Here is a 16,648-nt window from a genome sequence, read left to right on the forward strand (position 1 = left end):
TAACTCAGGATGGTTAGCATTGACCATTTTTTGAATTTTTCTCTACGCCCTTTTTTTCAGATTTTTACCCGCTTTGCAACCCCACTTCTTGAGAATGGTGCAAGATGTCAGTTTTAACGGGTTTTAGCTTTAAGCCTGAACTTTAGTTCAAGGCATTTATGCAAGAGGTCTATTGATTGTCATGCGTGAGCGATAATTTTAGCGTTTATCAAGGTAAAAATTCTATCTAGTTCTAATATTGCAGCTAATTCGGCTACTTCTTCTGGTGTCAGTAAGTCAGCCTTTTTTTCTGCAAAAGTTCTTCCATGCGAGACTGTAGCTCATCAGTAAACTTAAAGAGATTCAGGTTATCTACTTGACTAATCTGGATACCTTTGGATACTAAGGATGAGGGGTTAATAATTGATTTAGTAGTCATAATATTTTTAGAGCGCTGGTACTATTGTAATAGGTTAGCGATCGCGCCTTACTCTTCCATCATCTTCTCTCTAATCTAACCCTCGATTCTTGCAACTAAATTAGCTTGAATGAGCAAGAAAGATTGCCAGGGAATATTTGAGCGATCGCTCACACAAATATACTATCAACTTTGCTTACATTTAACTTAACGAGTTGTTTCAGCTCGAATTTCTCTCAGAATTAATAAAACTTCTTCTTCTGATTCTATATGCCGCGCTAAAACTTGAGCGGTTGATTCAATCAGGCGGTCGGAAAATGCTTTGGCTAAGTCTTGCCGCAGACTTTGCCCAATATAAAATTTAAGTAAGGCTTCAAGAGACATATCTCGACTGGCTGCAACTTTTTTGAGCGATTCCAAGGTGTCTGTTGGTATTTTTATAGATACTGTCTCTGCTGCACGGGGTCGTAAATGGAGTTCAAATTCTTCTTCAGGCATCTTCATATAACTTCCTTTCAGTGCGAGTAGCGGGACGGGCGGAAATTAGGCGCGTTCGCCTACCACGTTCTATATAAACTACGAACAAGAGGCGTTGAGAAAGAGAATATCCAAGGATGAAATCGCGCTGTTCTTCATTAGCAGTAGCGTCACCGACTTGGTAGAAAGGGTCAAAGAAAACCTCTGCGGCTTCTTCAAATGTAACATCATGTTTTTCAATATTGCTTTGCGCCTTGTTTTCATCCCACTCAAATTCAACGCCTTGCAATCGATAAATAATATCCATGTATAAATTTGACGGTTATATTAATCGCGCTTTATTCTTCCATCATCTTCTCTCTAATCCAACTTACAATATCGGCAACTAAATTCGGCTGACTGGGGGAAAATGTTTGGAGATTACAAGGCTGTTCGCTCACTACACAAATTCTCCTCGTGTTATGAAATTTGCTCAGAGATGTGAGGAAAGTTTGGCTGAAGCCTTGGGGTGGTTCGCCACTTGTATCTTCGTAAAAAATTAGGAAGACTCCCTGGCATTTTAGCTGACAATAAACTTTGAGAGCCTGCATGGTTTCCGGTTCCCCATTTTGACGTTCGGGACAGCCTTGCATTACCATCTCGGCGTAAATTTCCGAGGCGGGGTTATCTGGGTTATCGAATTTGCTGGCGTCGATGCAAATGGGTTGTACTTTTTCCCTAAGATGAGGATCGTTGTTAATGGCCGCGTGAAGAAGTTCGGGTAATACTGCCAAGTTATGGCATTGGGTGAAGGGAGTGAAACCAACTTCGGTAGTTTCTGCAACTTGTGGATGGGGAGTGATAAGTGGATGATGCCAAGCTTGATAAAAGGTTGGGTAAGGCAGAGTTTGAGCGCACTGCCAGATAACTTTGTAGCAGTTTTCGTAGAGGTCAGAATTGCTTTCAAAGACTTCATCTGTTAGACAGTGCCGTAAATCTGAGACAGCTGAGAGCATCTGGTGGTTTTGTAAGATTTCCCCCAAAATCTCGGCAGCGATCCTACGGGTAAACTCATTTTCAGTAGTTTCCAGAAGCCTGAGTAACCCAGCAATTGCCACTTCGTTTCCTGGGTCAATTTTCCCCAAAATCTCGGCAGCCATCCTACGGGTAAACCCATTTTCAGTAGTTTCCAGAAGCCTGAGTAACCCAGCAATTGCCACTTCGTTTCCTGGGTCAATTTTCCCCAAAATCTCGGCAGCCCCCGAACGGATAAACTCATTTTCAGTCGTTTCTAGAATCCGGAGTAACCCAGCAATTGCCACTTCGTTTCCTGGGTCAATTTTTCCCAAACTGTCGGCAGCTATCATACAGGTAAACTCATCTTCAGTGGTTTCCAGAACCTGAAGTAATCCAGCAATTGTCACTTCGTTTCCTGGGTCAATTTTCCCCAAACTCTTGGCAGCAGTCCTACGGGTAAACTCATCTTCAGTGGTTTCTAGGATCCGGAGTAACCCAGCAATTGCCACTTCGTTTCCTAGGTCAATTTTTCCCAAACTGTCGGCAGCTATCATACGGGTAAACTCATTTTCAGTAGTTTCCAGAAACCGGAGTAACCCAGCAATTGCCACTTCGTTTCCTGGGTCTATTTTCCCCAAACTCTCGGCAGCTCCCGAACGGGTAAACTCATCTTCAGTGGTTTCTAGAAGCCGGAGTAACCCAGCAATTGCCACTTCGTTTCCTGGGTCAATTTTCCCCAAACTCTCGGCAGCAATCCTACGGATAGACTCATCTTCAGTGGTTTCTAGAAGCCGGAGTAACCCAGCAATTGCCACTTCGTTTCCTGGGTCAATTTTCCCCAAACTCTCGGCAGCAATCCTACGGGTAAGCTCATTTTCAGTCGTTTCCAGAAGCCGGAGTAACCCAGCAATTGCCACTTCGTTTCCTGGGTCAATTTCCCCCAAACTCTCGGCAGCCTCCGAACGGGTAAACTCATTTTCAGTCGTTTCCAGAAGCCGGAGTAACCCAGCAATTGCCACTTCGTTTCCTGGGTCAATTTTTCCCAAACTCTCGGCAGCCATCCTATGGGTAAACTTATTTTCAGTCGTTTCCATAAGCCGGAGTAACCCAGCAATTGCCACTTCGTTTCCTGGGTCTATTTCCCCCAAACTGTAGGCAGTCTTCCAACGGGTATCCTCAGATTCTGTGGTTTCCAATAAGTTAATGAGTTTATTAATGGCTATACCCCGGTTAGTCTGCAACAGCGATGCTCTCGCTGCCTCTGCACTCGGATCGAGATATGTCCGCCACTCTTGTTTTTCAATGTTGAAATAACCAAAGCCCCACTTAACGATTTGCGCTACTATTTCATCTGCCCAAGGGCAATCCTGAAACTCAACAACCCCAGATGAGGCTAGAAAATAGGCTCGATCTCCATAAAAATTTGTATTTCCGCACCCGTCCTCAAACTCTACCAATGCCTGAATAAACTTCTCTTTCTGCTGCTTTACCACATCCTCTCGCCCCAGCCATAGCAAAATCACCTCCTTCCACTGCGGCTCAAAAATGCGGTAAATATTGCCCGGTAACGGTTGAGGATTGTCATTTTCATGAGTCAAGAAAAAGTGCCAATCCTCAATCGCCAGCGCTGCAAAATATTCCTGAAACGTCAGATGATAGAACGCATAGACAGGTTCATCGGTTTCCCCATCTCGGTACACCAAATTCAGCCAACCAATCTGTCGCGCTAACTCAAACAGACATTCCCCCATTAGCTGATATGCCAGCGATTCCCTCAGCGGTGTCTGATTCTCAATTGCCGCAACTGCCAACCTTCCTAACGCTGCATTCAAATCCTGCCGTTGCTGCCAGCCGATGGGAAACTCGTTTTTTTTCCACTCATAGAAATCCTCTCGAAATCGCAGGTAAAGCGTCGCCTTCGTCTTCGGCAACTCCCCTTGCTTCACCGCCCAGGTTTGACACAACAGCGCCAACCGCAAAGGATTTCTAATCAAATCCCGAATCCGTTCCCGCCCCGTTTCCCCTAACTTCTCACCTAACTGCTTCCCTAACTGGCGTTTCCCCGCCCTAGCAAACCACTCCCCAATAAACTCCCCCACCTGCGAATCGTCAAAATCCAGGGTGCGATAGGTATCACAATTCGGCACTACCCGATCGTTCGCCTGCCAAACATTCAGCCGACAGGTTAACAGGGTTTGCGCCTGTGCCACCCAACCCCTCAGCTGATTTGCAATTCCTTGTAGGGGCGAATTTGCCCCCGTGGATGTATTCCCCCGTATTTCATCCACCCCATCCAACAGCAACCACACCTGATGAGAATTAAATAACTGCATCAACTCAGTTTGCATGTGGGCTGATACCACCATTCCTTGAAGAGACAGCACCTCCTTCAGCCAAACCTGAAGTAAATACTCTTCCAAGGTTTTTCCATCCAAACTCCCCAACTGAATGCAAATCGGCAACCGGGAAACATTTTCTGAATCCTTGAGATGACGCGCAATTTGCTCTAACCACGTACTTTTCCCCGCCCCCGGTTCCCCAATAATTGCAATCGTCTTGCCTTCCCCCGCCTCAATCACCTCCCGGAGAAACTCATCCGCTTCAAACCGCTTCTCAATTTCCTTCTCATTCAGCTGATATTGTGAACTCCCCTCATCTGGAGATGGGCCAGACTCCTCACTCCGTCGCGGCTGAGTTGTCGGTTTCACCAATCCCAATGGCACATAGATACCCACCTCATGACCCAACCCCGTACCCGTCGCCTGTCGCCGGAATTGGTAACGCTTGAGCTGTTCCTCCAGCATTTTGTGGCAGATATCGCCCCAGTCAATCCGGGTTTCTGGTGGTGGAGGTGGAGGATCTGACTTCGGATCGATTAATTCTTCTAGTTCTAAATTTAGGGATTTAGCGATCGCGATCGCAGTATCACAATCAACAGATTGTCCCGCAAAAAACCGCTTAACCGTCTTTTCACTCACGTTAGAGGCTTCAGCGATGTCCAAATACCTCCAAAGCTTGTCCTCATAATTACGTTTAGCAGCCTTAACCTCTATGAGTTTCTGCTTTCCAGCCTCGTTTACCTGGACGCTGTTGCGATTGCGGATTTCAGCCATAGTCAACGGATAAGAGCAATTGCGGATATTAATAGCTTAGGTGGCTTCAGCCGTTGGATGAGGGTCAGAAAGGGTAACTTAATCTCTGTCCCTAAGAGTTCGGCGGTTTCTCTAGTCGATTCGCTTTCGTGGAATTGTAGGGTTCAGCAATTCCACAAATGACCACCAACCTGTTTAAATATCTCCTCGTAGTTGAAAATTCCCAATTTCAGACTTTAATCCTACTTGCTCTTATTCTGCCTTTACAGCCAGTCAATTCTAAGGAAATTAGCGATGCTTTATTTCTGGTGCAAGGCGGAATAATCGTTGTGACAGGCCTTATCTCAATTTTGTCGGGAACTCCCTTGCCATTGGTAATCTTTCAAATGACGGCGCAAGGCGGCTGTTTGATTATCGATGCCCACCGCGCCCAAAAAAGTGCCAAGTAGACGAAGCGCGATCGCATCCTTCGTTTGTACAGCCCCAAGTTTCAACCTGCGGGTTGGATGAATTTGGCAGAATTAAGAGAGTGCCAAAATAGCTTCTCACTCTCCCAAAAATGAAACACCGCCGATGGTATTGGTTCTTTAGTATGCTCTTTGCTTCGTTTTTCGCCGTTACCAGCTGCGCTAGTCAACCCGAAACTGTTAAAAACCTTAAAGCTGGTGCTGGTACGCAAATCATTGCTTTAGGCGATAGCATTACCGCTGGATATGGCGTAGCGCAAACCGAAGCTTATCCCAGCGTTCTCTCTCGTCAGTTGGGTATACCAATTGTAAATCGCGGTGTCAGCGGTGATACAACTGCAATGGCACTTAGTCGCTTGCAAAAAGATGTGATTTCCGCCCAACCTTGGATAGTTATTGTGGGAATAGGTGGAAATGATTTCTTGGGAAGAATTCCCAAAACTGAGACAGAACAGAATCTGCGGCAAATAGTGACAACAATTCAACAACAAAAAGCAATTGTTGTGTTGTTGGGAATGAACCTTAGTTTACCGGAGCTGGGGTTAGCTAGAGATGAATACAACGAACTTGTCCAGCGCGTTGCTAAAGATACACAAGCGTACTTAATTCCAGATGTGCTGAAGGGAATAATCGATAATCCGCAATATCGCCAACAGGATATTATTCATCCAAACGCAGCCGGACAGAAACTTTTAGCGGTTCGCGTTGCCCAAGGTTTACAGCCATTATTAGCAGATGCTACTTTTCCGAACGCTTTATTGCAATATCGAAAAAGTAATGAATAATTGATAATTGGCATCTCTTAACTAGGTCAGTGTAATTAAACTTACAACTCGCTCTCCTCAAGGAAAACCCGGTTTTTTAGAAGAACCGGGTTTCTCTATTTTTGGTTTAATTTAACAATGAGTTTTTTTAACCAGTAGCCCCTATTTAGTCGCTAAAGTAATAGAATAGGTAGTTGCCTCTGGAGCCGACTTTCATAGCTCAAAGGCAAAAATTTTGTAACAAAATTGACAGAATTGGAGCATGGAAAGTCTGTATCCAATAGTATTTCGCATCTAATCCACCTGAGATTTTTTTTATGAGTTCCCCGATCCGCTTTTTGATGTGCGCTCCCGATCATTACGATGTGGATTATGTGATTAATCCCTGGATGGAGGGCAATATTCACAAGTCGTCACGCGATCGCGCCGTCGAGCAGTGGCAAAAGCTTCACCACGTCCTCAAAGACCATGCAATTGTTGATTTAGTTAAACCCCAACGCGGCGTGCCTGATATGGTGTTCACAGCCAACGCTGGGCTAGTGCTGGGAGATACTGTCGTTCTCAGTCGCTTCTTCCACAAAGAGCGACAAGGGGAAGAGCCATACTTTAAAGAGTGGTTTGAGTCGCAGGGCTGCACCGTGCATGAATTGCCCAAAGACTTGCCCTTTGAAGGTGCTGGTGATGCGCTGCTGGATCGGGAAGGGCGCTGGCTGTGGGCGGGGTACGGTTTCCGTTCGGAACTCGACTCGCACCCGTATCTAGCAAAGTGGTTGGATATCGAAGTGCTTTCCCTGCGACTGATGGATGAGCGCTTCTATCACTTGGATACCTGCTTTTGTCCCTTGAATGGCGGCTATCTGCTGTATTATCCCCCGGCGTTTGATTCTTACTCAAACCGCGTCATTGAAATGCGAGTCGCGCCAGAGAAGCGAATTGCGATCGCAGAAGCGGACGCTGTGAATTTCGCCTGCAACGCCGTAAATATTGACAGCGTTGTAGTGATGAATAAGGCGAGTGAAAGCCTGAAAAAACGCCTTACCGATGTTGGTTTCCAAGTAATTGAAACGCCGCTAACGGAATTCTTGAAAGCAGGCGGTGCAGCTAAGTGCTTGACGCTGCGGGTGACGGAACCTGTGCGAACGGAAGTTCATGAATCTGTCTCCGTAGAGAGCCGCACGGTTCGCATGGAAGGGCATTTGCTGGACACTGGCTTAATCAACCGGGCTTTAGATTTAGTTGTGGAAAATGGGGGTAGTTTCCAGGTTCTCAATTTCCAACTGGGAGCACAGCGACAAAGTACCTCAAGTGCTGAGGTGAAGGTGTCGGCTCCTTCCCACGAAGTGATGGAAGCGATTTTATCGCAGTTGATTGATTTGGGTGCGGTGGATCTGCCTCAAGACGAGCGCGATGCGAAACTGGAACCAGTCCTGCAAGCGGGTGTAGCTCCCGATGATTTCTACGTATCAACTATTTATCCGACACAAGTACGGGTAAATGGGGAATGGATCAAGGTGCTGGGACAGCGCATGGATGGCGCGATCGCGATTACCGAAACTTCCAACGGGATCGTGGCGCGGTGTAAGCTGCTGCGAGATTTAGAAGTTGGTGATCGCGTAGTTGTCGATGTCGTCGGTATCCGCACCGTGCGTAAAACAGAATCGCGGGAAGTGCGAAATACCCAGGAATTCAGCTTTATGTCTGCTGGCGTTTCCAGCGAACGCCGCGTAGAATTGGTGGTTGAGCAAGTTGCTTGGGAACTTCGCCAAGTCCGGGATCAAGGCGGCAAAGTGGTTGTGACGGCTGGGCCTGTTGTGATTCACACTGGCGGCGGCGAACACTTGGCACATCTAATTCGCCAAGGTTACGTGCAGGCGTTGCTAGGAGGAAATGCGATCGCAGTCCACGACATCGAACAGTCAATGATGGGAACCTCCCTTGGTGTGGATATGAAACGCGGCGTTTCTGTGCGCGGCGGACACCGCCATCACCTGAAGGTAATTAACATGATTCGTCGTTGTGGCAGCATCGAGAAAGCGGTTGAGCAAGGTGTTGTTACCAGTGGTGTTTTATACGAGTGCGTCCGTGCTGGCGTGCCGTTCTCCCTAGCTGGTTCCATCCGCGATGATGGCCCTTTGCCAGATACTCAGACGGATATGATTAAGGCGCAGGAAGAATATGCCCGGTTGTTGGAAGGCGCAGACATGATTCTGATGCTGTCGTCTATGCTACATTCCATCGGTGTCGGAAATATGACCCCAGCTGGGGTGAAGATGGTCTGCGTCGATATTAACCCAGCAGTGGTGACGAAGTTAAGCGATCGCGGTTCTGTGGAATCTGTCGGCGTTGTCACCGATGTGGGTTTATTCCTCAGCTTGTTAGTGCAACAGTTGGATAAGTTGACGAGTCCTTATCAAACTGTTCACACTGTTTAATTTACTTGTAAGGTGGGAAATAAAAAGGCAAAAGGAAAATATCAAGACTTCTTTTGTCTTTTTATATCAAATGTGGTTTATTGCTGATAAAAAAAGAACCCCACCCCCAACCCCTCTTTGCAGGCGATGGACAGGTGGGGTTCTTCTTAATTACGGGCAATCAACCGGATTTGATATTATTCCTCATCTTTATTTCTAAAACTGGTGAAAACTGACTCGATTTTCTATCAACTATTTCAAAAGTTTCCCGGCATCTTCTTTGAACTCATCGGACAACCTCTCTCAACAGGTGATGCCTATGAATTCAAATCAGTAGAAGTCAAACAAACTGCCTTTCGCATCGATGGTATATTTCTACCTGCTGAAGATTTGCCCGACCAACCTATTTACTTTGTAGAAGTACAATTTCAACGCGATACCAGATTCTATCAGCGGTTTTTTGGCGAAACATTTCTCTACCTTTCTCAATATGAACAATCAAACGATTGGCGGGGAGTAGTTCTGTTTAAAACTAGAAGCCAAGATCCAGGCGTAAAGTCACAGTATCGGGAGTTACTGACAAGTCCGCGAATTAGGCGGATATATCTAAATGAATTAGGGGAAGCGGCAGAACAATCCCTTGGCGTGGGGGTGGTGAAATTAATCGTAGAAACTAGAAAAAAAGCAATTGATACGGCAAGACAGCTATTAAACAAAGCTGGACAGGAAATTGCCGATGCAACCCTGAGAAAGCAAATTATAGAATTGATAGAGACAATAGTCTTGTACAAGTTGCCGGAAATGACTCGTCAGGAGTTAGAAGCTATGTTTGGATTTAGTGAGTTAAAGCAAACGAGAATCTATCAAGAAGCCCTCGAAGAAGGTGAAATGAAAGCCAAGTTAGAATCAGTTCCCCGCTTGCTGGCAATGGGGTTGACTGTGGAACAGGTGGCTCAAGGTTTGGGGTTGACAGAGGAACAAGTAAGACAGGCATCTTCCTCTGGGCAAACTTCCGATTAATGTTATGCCAAATGAGTCGAGATTTTAGGGTGCGCTCGCATTCTCCCCCAAACGCGATCGCTTACTAAAATCTCGCTATCCCATTAGTATCACCTATAACAGACATGATTATTTTTTACACTGCTTTTCAGCCATAACCCGCTTTGCTAATAAATAAATATGTGCTTCATAAAATGCTTGAAATTTGGCTCTATGTAAATTTTGGTAATTATTAAAATATTTAACCAAAACTTTAATTTTAAATTAATGATAATACCTACGAATTTAAAGTAGGCAATCGAGGGATTCTACTGAAGTAAAATTAATAAAAATAGAGAAAAATGTAAGAGGTAGTTTTATGAATATTATTGTATGTTAAAGCTTTCTACTTTAACTTTAGCTTTGACCGCAGCCTATGTTTTTTTACCAAGCAAGGTTGGTTTTACTCAAACTCCCGCCCCTGTTAATAAGTCCCGACCTGAGACACCATATTGCTATATGCAAACTCAGGCGGGATCAACTCTTGATTTAAGCAAATTGTGTGTCTCTAATACTCCTATTCCTAATAGAAGAATTTATACTCCTCCTATTCCTAATAGAAGAATCTATACTCCTCCTATTCCTAATAGAAACATTAATACTGGAGGTGCTGCTGCCAGTAGTGCTAGTGGTTTCAGTAGGAGAGGTGGGATGAATTGTGTAACTGCTGCCAGTAGTGCCAGTGCTTCGAGTAGTGTAAGCCGTGGAGGTGTTACAAGTAGCACCAGTGCTGCCAGCAATTCCAGCGCTTACAGCTGTGTCGGTTACTGAGGATTCATCGAGTCGCTTTGAACCATTGAGTAATGCCATTTGCGATTGCTTGCGCCATTCTCTGCTGTTCGGTGGGATTCGTAATCCATTCAAATTCCTCTGGATTGCTCATAAAACCGAGTTCTAGCAACACTGAAGGTGCGGAGGCGGGACGAGCAAGCGCTAGATTATTCCAAAAAACACCATAGGAAGGACGACCCCCTTCCTGCACTATGTGGTTATGTAGAAATACCGCTAAATCCTGAGCTTGGGGATGATACCAAAAAGTCCCGAATCCTTTGGTGTTTTGAGGATCGCCATCGTCGGGAAGAGAATTGTAATGGATGGAAAGCGCGATCGCGGGTTTCACTGCATCAATGAGCGCCGCCCGTTGGGGCAAGGACAATTCCTTATCCGTCTCGCGGGTAAGATACACAGTAGCCCCCCGTGCAATCAGCTGATTTGCGATCAGCTTCGACACATATAAATTGGCATCTTTTTCCGCATAACCCGTAGGCCCCGCCGCACCCGATTCTTTACCGCCATGTCCGGGATCGAGAAGAATTTTGATCCCAGATAAAGGCTTGCTAGAGGACGCAGAACTCAAGCGAGGCGGATGGCGCAGAGAAAGCACCAAACTCGTTCCCTCGTATCTGACTGTATAACCCCATTGCTGCGCTTGTTTCAGATTAAAGGTATATTGCACCATTCCCGGCATTACCTGTTCCCAGTCGAGGCGAGAAATCACGGGATCGGGATCGAGGCGAATAATGTCTGTTTGGGCGGTGGTGTTGTAAAGTGTTAATCTCAAAGCGCGATCGCCTTGCTGCACAACTAGCGGTACTGGCACTTGCAAGGGAAAAATCACCTCTGTCGCACCGGGAACCTGACGCGCGCGGATACTGCGAATGAAGGTGCGCGGCGGTACTGCACCTTTAACAATTTGAACTTCCTGACTATTAATCCAACCGCCATAGTCTAAGCGCACCCATTCCCCTTCTCTACCTGTAACCGTTGCTTGCGTTCCTTTCGGTAGCGGCGTGAGGCGAGAATAATCTGTACTTGGCCCAGTTCTGGCGACACCAGCATCAACAATCACAGAAGCAACCTCTAGATTGGCTGGATTCAAAATCTGCACCTTACCAGGCCCAGTCTGAGTCGTAGAAGCGGGTGTTTTTGTAGTAGTCGGTTTTGGTTTGTCGCTTTCGGCAGGCTTTTGTGTAACCTGTAGGGGTTTTTGGGGAAGGGGAATGGGAAGACCAGGATTTGCTGTTTTCGGATTCATCGTCAATTGAAATTGAGGATGTCCTAAATCTGCTGCTGCTGCTGCTGCTGCACAACCTAGATATTGTCCGGCTCCAGCAATAGCATAAGGTTGATTTTGTTCGGTCAACGCCGCCGAATTTGCTGGTAATTGTACCACCTGCGGCTGTTCCATCAGGGGAATAGTTTGACCGCCCAGCATGACAGAAACATCGCCGTTTTCCGGAGCAATCGCGCCAAAACAAATTAGCTCTCCGGGCAGTCTAGCAATATCCACCGCTGGAGTCAGAGAATCTTTCGCAAATCCCAATCCTTTCGGTGGAGTTGGCTGTGTTGAAGTCCGCGTGACTTTTATTTTGACTTCTTGATTCTGATATCGAACCGTCAATAAATTCTCTCCCGGCTTCAGCCCAAAGCTAGGCGCAAAATGCCCCTTTTTACTTCGTACAATAGCCTTTCCATTCACCAAAACCTGTCCTGTCGGTGGAGCCGTCCCTATCAGGAAAATCTTGTCAGATGTGGTTTTGTGGTTAGTTGGAGGATAGGAAATGTGGAGAGATTGTTTCGCCGATGCTGGCGCTGCCATGACCAAACTTAATACAGCAATTCCCAGGATGTTTTTCATTTGTCATTCTTCCCTAGTTTATTGCTAATGGCTAATTGTCTTTCCATTAGCAAATGACTAATATCTCAATCTTCTAAAAGTTTTGTTTCTAGTCCGTCAATACTTTTTTTATTCTTCGCTTGCCAATATTCAAATATACCCTGTTCTCCTTTTTTATCCGCCCATTCTCGAATAGTTTTTCTTTCTTCTTGCAGTTCATAAAGTGGTACGCCATAACCGCAAGATGTTTGCACAGAGTTAATATTTAATACCATTATTTGGCGTTCCCCTAAGATGGGAGTGAAAAAAGCATAAAAATGTTCCCATTCTTTATCTCTGGGTAAAATAACTCTTCCCTGACCGTATAAACGAAGAATCATCGGCTTTTCAGAAAAGCTGCAAAACATAATTGTCATTCGACCATTTTCATTAAGATGTGCCGCTGTTTCGTTGCCACTACCAGTTAAATCAAGATAAGCCACTGTTACATTATTAATACAGCGGAAAGTATCTACTCCTTTTGGGGATAGATTAATCCGACCTTCCTTTGGTGCTGTGGCTGTAAAGAAGATTTTCTGTTCTTCGATAAACTCTCTTAATGATGGATTCAATTCAGTGTAAAATTTAGCCATTTATAATTACCAAATCTATAACGCAGCAATTAAAGTTATCAAATCCTTATTAATTTTAAAACCGCCAAGCATTACCAGCTATCAGTAGTTGAAAATTTCACCAGTCAGCTGTTGCACTTTTGTTACCTTGTAATAGAGATGCTATCCTAGCCTCTGGCTTGGGGTAATCAGCAAACCTGCCATTACCAGAATCCTAGCAGCGATCGCAGGCAAACTCTGGAATAACATAAGACAGGGTTTCAACTCTAGGATAGTAGCGATCGCCACTCAGTTGGAACTTGTCCCTATTCCGAGTCCTTTGAGCGACTTAAAGCTTTGTAGCAGCTAGCGTTGCGCGTTCCTAAAGGATAAGGTAAATTCAACAAAAGCCAATGCAGCTATCCAAAACAGGATTTCTCACCACTGACAACTGATTGCTACCGACAAACAAGTCGTTAACTCTGTGGCACAATTAACGGGGTGGGTTGCTGATCTGGCTCTTCTTTTTAGCATTTTATGACTAAGTTTGTCTTTGTTACTGGGGGCGTAGTTTCTAGCATCGGCAAAGGGATTGTAGCAGCAAGCTTAGGCCGATTGCTAAAGTCGCGTGACTATTCAGTTTCGATTTTGAAACTAGACCCGTATATTAACGTCGATCCGGGAACGATGAGTCCTTTTCAGCACGGCGAGGTTTTCGTAACGGCAGATGGTGCCGAGACGGATCTAGACTTAGGACACTACGAACGCTTCACGGATACGTCGATGTCTCGCCTGAATAGCGTCACGACGGGATCTATTTATCAGGCGGTGCTGAATAAAGAGCGTCGCGGCGATTATATGGGGGGGACGGTGCAGGTGATTCCCCATATTACCAATGAGATTAAAGATCGTATTCAGCGGGTAGCAAGAAATACTAACCCTGATGTGGTGATTACTGAGATTGGTGGCACGGTGGGGGATATTGAATCGCTGCCATTTTTGGAAGCGATTCGCCAAATCCGCAAAGATGTGGGACGGCACAACGTACTATATATGCACGTAACGCTGGTGCCGTGGATTCCTTCGGCGGGAGAGATGAAAACTAAGCCGACGCAGCACTCTGTAAAGGAATTGCGATCGATAGGGATACAACCAGATGTTTTGGTTTGTAGATGCGATCGCCCACTCGCACCGGGAATGAAAGAAAAACTCTCGGAATTCTGCGATGTTCCCGTAGAAAGCGTCATTACAGCGATTGATGCTAAGAGTATCTATGAAGTGCCGCTGATTTTAGAACAGGAAGGACTGGCGCAACAGACACTGGAGTTGCTGCAATTAGAAAAACGCCAACCCGAATTGAGCCAGTGGCAAACTCTCGTCAATCGTCTGTATAATCCAACTCATCAGGTAGAGATTGCCATCGTTGGCAAATATGTAAGGCTAACTGATGCCTATCTCTCAGTAGTGGAAGCTTTGCGCCATGCAGCGATCGCTATGGATTGCGAACTTAACGTGCGTTGGGTCAGCGCCGAAAACCTGGAATTAGAAGGTGCCGAACCATACCTCGCCGGGGTAAATGGCATCATCGTCCCCGGTGGTTTTGGTTCGCGGGGTGTCGATGGCAAAATTATCGCCATTGAGTACGCCAGAACCCATCGGATTCCCTTCTTGGGGTTGTGTTTGGGGATGCAATGTTCTGTAATAGAATGGGCGCGGCACCTTGCCGGATTAGAAGATGCCAACAGTGCAGAGTTTGATCCTAATGGAACAAATCCAGTAATTAACTTGTTACCGGAACAGCAAGATGTCGTAGATTTGGGAGGAACAATGCGATTGGGTTTATATCCCTGCCGCCTGACACCCAATACTCTCGCTTTGGGCCTTTATCAAGATGAAGTGGTTTACGAACGGCACAGACATCGGTATGAGTTTAACAATGCTTATCGCAACCTGTTCTTAGAATCAGGTTATGTAATTAGTGGCACCTCACCTGATGGTCGGTTGGTGGAAATCATAGAACTACCCAACCATCCGTTCTTTATTGCCACCCAGTTCCACCCAGAATTCCGCTCTCGACCCAATACGCCTCACCCCCTGTTCCAGGGATTGATTCAAGCAGCGTTAGGTAAGCTTGACCGTGGAATTGCCCATCCTGACGACTCCAGAGAGCAGACCAAGGAAGATGCGACAACCCTCCAAGCAGCTGAGGTATCTTAACTGTTGCTTCAAGTTACAGCAGGACGTATTGCGATCGCAATACGTCCTGCTTTGGCGCGCGAGCTTGAATGGGAGAGTGTTGTCAGTGACAAAACTCACCTTTATGTGAGGAGGCCTTGTGGCGTATTGGATAAAAGTTAGTTATGAGCGAAATGAATATGTAGTTGATCTTGACCGCATCAGTGCTTTTGCTTGCACCCAAAACGGTAAGGTAACGTTTTGGTTGCCTGATAGTGCCATCCCGATTATTATCAACCGGCAAAGTAATGCGGATGGCTATCAACAAGTCATGGACTATGTGCAGCAGGTAAGCTTCCATTCGATAGCGGCATCGTGGATCAAAGTTATTTATGAGCGCAATGAGTATGTAGTCGATCTCAACCGTATCAGTAGCTTTTCCTATTCTCAAAGCGGTAGGATAACGTTTTGGTTGCCTAATTGTGCCATTCCTATCATTATCAATAAGCAAAGCGATCCAGATTCCTATGAGAAAATTCTCGACTACATTAAACGGAAAACTGGACACGCATTCCTTTAAAAAAGGCTAATAGCTAATGGCTAATAGTAACAAAAAAAGCAATTAGCAATTAGCTTTTCCCCAAGCCAGTTTTGCCGCACCCACCATTCCAGCAGAGTTGCCTAACTCGGCTTTCAACAGCTGCAAACCAGCACGAGAACTAGGCAGCACTCGCCGTTCAATTTCTCCCAGAACAGCTGGGAAGAAAAATTCTGCACTCGCACTAACGCCGCCGCCAATTGCGATCGCTTGCGGTGTCAAAACATAAATCAGACTCGCCAACCCAACACCCAAGTCACGTCCGTAGCTTTCCCAAAATTTCAAAGCCTCTGCGTCGCCTGAAGAAGCCAACTTACCTAGTTCCTCTGGTTCTAATCCAGTGCGGCGGCGAATAGCTGGTACTGATAAATATTGTTCTAAAGAACCTTGATTGCCACTATTACACACAGGGCCATCTGGGTTCAAAGTAATTAATCCCAACTCGCCAGCAGCACCTTGATTACCGACGAACAGCTTACCATCCAGAATAATCGCACCACCGACACCAGTTCCCAGTGTCAGCAAAATCATATCGCGGTAGTGACGACCTGCCCCTAACCAAGCTTCTCCTAGACCAGCACAGTTGGCATCATTAGCAAGAACTGTCGGTAAACCAGTTTTTGCCTCTAACCATTCTGCCAGGGGAACATCGTGCCAACTTGTGAGATTAATCGCTACTCTGGCAATTCTACCAGCAGCATCGGCGGGGCCGGGGGTGCCAAGACCAATAGCGATCGCGCATTTTTGGGGATCGAGGCGGGAAATGGCGGATGCGATCGCTTCCATTACCGCTTCCGGCGTCGCAGGTTGCGGTGTCGCCACACTAAAAGACTGCAAGCAAGTCCCATCCTCGCGGAATCTCCCCAACTTAATCGCCGTTCCCCCCAAATCGATACCAATTACTTCCCGATTCACCACAATCGTTCTCACATCCCAAATTTCATCTTATTCCACTATATTGCCGCTATGTGCAACTTTTACCTACCGAGAGGCAATCCGTATATTCAACCAGCTAACTTTTAACTT

Annotated in this window: 12 protein-coding genes and 1 pseudogene; 6 read left to right on the plus strand and 7 right to left on the minus strand. The window is 46.0% G+C overall.

The features are described from left to right. Window positions 1-179: 179 nt before the first annotated feature. The 4 genes and pseudogenes from NDI42_RS12825 to NDI42_RS12840 form a co-directional block, all read right to left on the minus strand. A pseudogene (locus tag NDI42_RS12825) lies at window positions 180-418 on the minus strand (hypothetical protein). 186 nt (window positions 419-604) lie between these two features. Beyond that, window positions 605-901 carry a hypothetical protein gene (locus tag NDI42_RS12830; RefSeq protein WP_190459240.1) on the minus strand — a complete coding sequence of 99 codons (297 nt, stop codon included), beginning with the start codon at window positions 899-901 and terminating at the stop codon, window positions 605-607. Then, window positions 888-1,181 carry a BrnT family toxin gene (locus NDI42_RS12835; protein ID WP_190459241.1) on the minus strand — a complete coding sequence of 98 codons (294 nt, stop codon included), beginning with the start codon at window positions 1,179-1,181 and terminating at the stop codon, window positions 888-890. The genes NDI42_RS12830 and NDI42_RS12835 overlap by 14 nt, the downstream gene beginning before the upstream one ends. A gap of 31 nt (window positions 1,182-1,212) precedes the next feature. Further along, window positions 1,213-4,983 carry a HEAT repeat domain-containing protein gene (locus NDI42_RS12840; RefSeq protein WP_190459242.1) on the minus strand — a complete coding sequence of 1,257 codons (3,771 nt, stop codon included), beginning with the start codon at window positions 4,981-4,983 and terminating at the stop codon, window positions 1,213-1,215. Between the two features lie 158 nt (window positions 4,984-5,141). On the opposite strand from NDI42_RS12840, the gene NDI42_RS12845 reads away from it, so the two are divergent. The 4 genes from NDI42_RS12845 to NDI42_RS12860 all read left to right on the plus strand — a co-directional run bounded on the left by NDI42_RS12845 (window position 5,142) and on the right by NDI42_RS12860 (window position 9,624). After that, the gene (locus NDI42_RS12845; RefSeq protein WP_190459244.1) at window positions 5,142-5,411 is read left to right on the plus strand and encodes a hypothetical protein; all 270 of its coding nucleotides are present in this window, start codon (window positions 5,142-5,144) and stop codon (window positions 5,409-5,411) included. Between the two features lie 110 nt (window positions 5,412-5,521). After that, window positions 5,522-6,214: a GDSL-type esterase/lipase family protein gene (locus NDI42_RS12850; protein ID WP_190459245.1), complete on the plus strand. Its 693-nt coding sequence runs from the start codon at window positions 5,522-5,524 to the stop codon at window positions 6,212-6,214. 296 nt (window positions 6,215-6,510) lie between these two features. Next, window positions 6,511-8,625 carry a bifunctional arginine dihydrolase/ornithine cyclodeaminase gene (gene argZ, locus NDI42_RS12855; RefSeq protein WP_190459247.1) on the plus strand — a complete coding sequence of 705 codons (2,115 nt, stop codon included), beginning with the start codon at window positions 6,511-6,513 and terminating at the stop codon, window positions 8,623-8,625. A gap of 204 nt (window positions 8,626-8,829) precedes the next feature. Then, the gene (locus NDI42_RS12860) at window positions 8,830-9,624 is read left to right on the plus strand and encodes an Rpn family recombination-promoting nuclease/putative transposase (protein ID WP_190459249.1); all 795 of its coding nucleotides are present in this window, start codon (window positions 8,830-8,832) and stop codon (window positions 9,622-9,624) included. A 793-nt stretch (window positions 9,625-10,417) separates the two neighbouring features. Here NDI42_RS12860 and NDI42_RS12865 read toward each other — a convergent pair. After that, entirely contained in the window at window positions 10,418-12,280 is a 1,863-nt protein-coding gene (locus tag NDI42_RS12865) for an N-acetylmuramoyl-L-alanine amidase family protein (RefSeq protein WP_190459251.1), read from the minus strand. A gap of 65 nt (window positions 12,281-12,345) precedes the next feature. Next, window positions 12,346-12,891: a pyridoxamine 5'-phosphate oxidase family protein gene (locus NDI42_RS12870; RefSeq protein WP_190459253.1), complete on the minus strand. Its 546-nt coding sequence runs from the start codon at window positions 12,889-12,891 to the stop codon at window positions 12,346-12,348. 495 nt (window positions 12,892-13,386) lie between these two features. On the opposite strand from NDI42_RS12870, the gene pyrG reads away from it, so the two are divergent. Then, window positions 13,387-15,066, plus strand: a complete 1,680-nt coding sequence (gene pyrG, locus NDI42_RS12875; protein ID WP_190459255.1) for a CTP synthase — start codon at window positions 13,387-13,389, stop codon at window positions 15,064-15,066. Between the two features lie 118 nt (window positions 15,067-15,184). After that, complete coding sequence (locus NDI42_RS12880) at window positions 15,185-15,604, plus strand: hypothetical protein (protein ID WP_190422194.1); 420 nt, start codon at window positions 15,185-15,187, stop codon at window positions 15,602-15,604. Window positions 15,605-15,646: 42 nt separating this feature from the next. On the opposite strand, the gene NDI42_RS12885 is transcribed toward NDI42_RS12880, so the two are convergent. Continuing rightward, window positions 15,647-16,552 carry an ROK family protein gene (locus NDI42_RS12885; protein WP_313931473.1) on the minus strand — a complete coding sequence of 302 codons (906 nt, stop codon included), beginning with the start codon at window positions 16,550-16,552 and terminating at the stop codon, window positions 15,647-15,649. Window positions 16,553-16,648 lie beyond the last annotated feature (96 nt).

Origin of the sequence: Funiculus sociatus GB2-C1 (assembly GCF_039962115.1) — a bacterium.
GTDB classification, from domain to species: Bacteria; Cyanobacteriota; Cyanobacteriia; order Cyanobacteriales; family FACHB-T130; genus Funiculus; species Funiculus sociatus.

Bases quoted from the DNA above. Each gene is read 5' to 3' on its own strand.
- NDI42_RS12830 (WP_190459240.1), bottom strand. From the start codon at position 901: ATGAAGATGCCTGAAGAAGAATTTGAACTCCATTTACGACCCCGTGCA.
- NDI42_RS12835 (WP_190459241.1), bottom strand. From the start codon at position 1,181: ATGGATATTATTTATCGATTGCAAGGCGTTGAATTTGAGTGGGATGAA.
- NDI42_RS12840 (WP_190459242.1), bottom strand. From the start codon at position 4,983: ATGGCTGAAATCCGCAATCGCAACAGCGTCCAGGTAAACGAGGCTGGA.
- NDI42_RS12845 (WP_190459244.1), top strand. From the start codon at position 5,142: ATGACCACCAACCTGTTTAAATATCTCCTCGTAGTTGAAAATTCCCAA.
- NDI42_RS12850 (WP_190459245.1), top strand. From the start codon at position 5,522: ATGAAACACCGCCGATGGTATTGGTTCTTTAGTATGCTCTTTGCTTCG.
- argZ (WP_190459247.1), top strand. From the start codon at position 6,511: ATGAGTTCCCCGATCCGCTTTTTGATGTGCGCTCCCGATCATTACGAT.
- NDI42_RS12865 (WP_190459251.1), bottom strand. From the start codon at position 12,280: ATGAAAAACATCCTGGGAATTGCTGTATTAAGTTTGGTCATGGCAGCG.
- NDI42_RS12870 (WP_190459253.1), bottom strand. From the start codon at position 12,891: ATGGCTAAATTTTACACTGAATTGAATCCATCATTAAGAGAGTTTATC.
- pyrG (WP_190459255.1), top strand. From the start codon at position 13,387: ATGACTAAGTTTGTCTTTGTTACTGGGGGCGTAGTTTCTAGCATCGGC.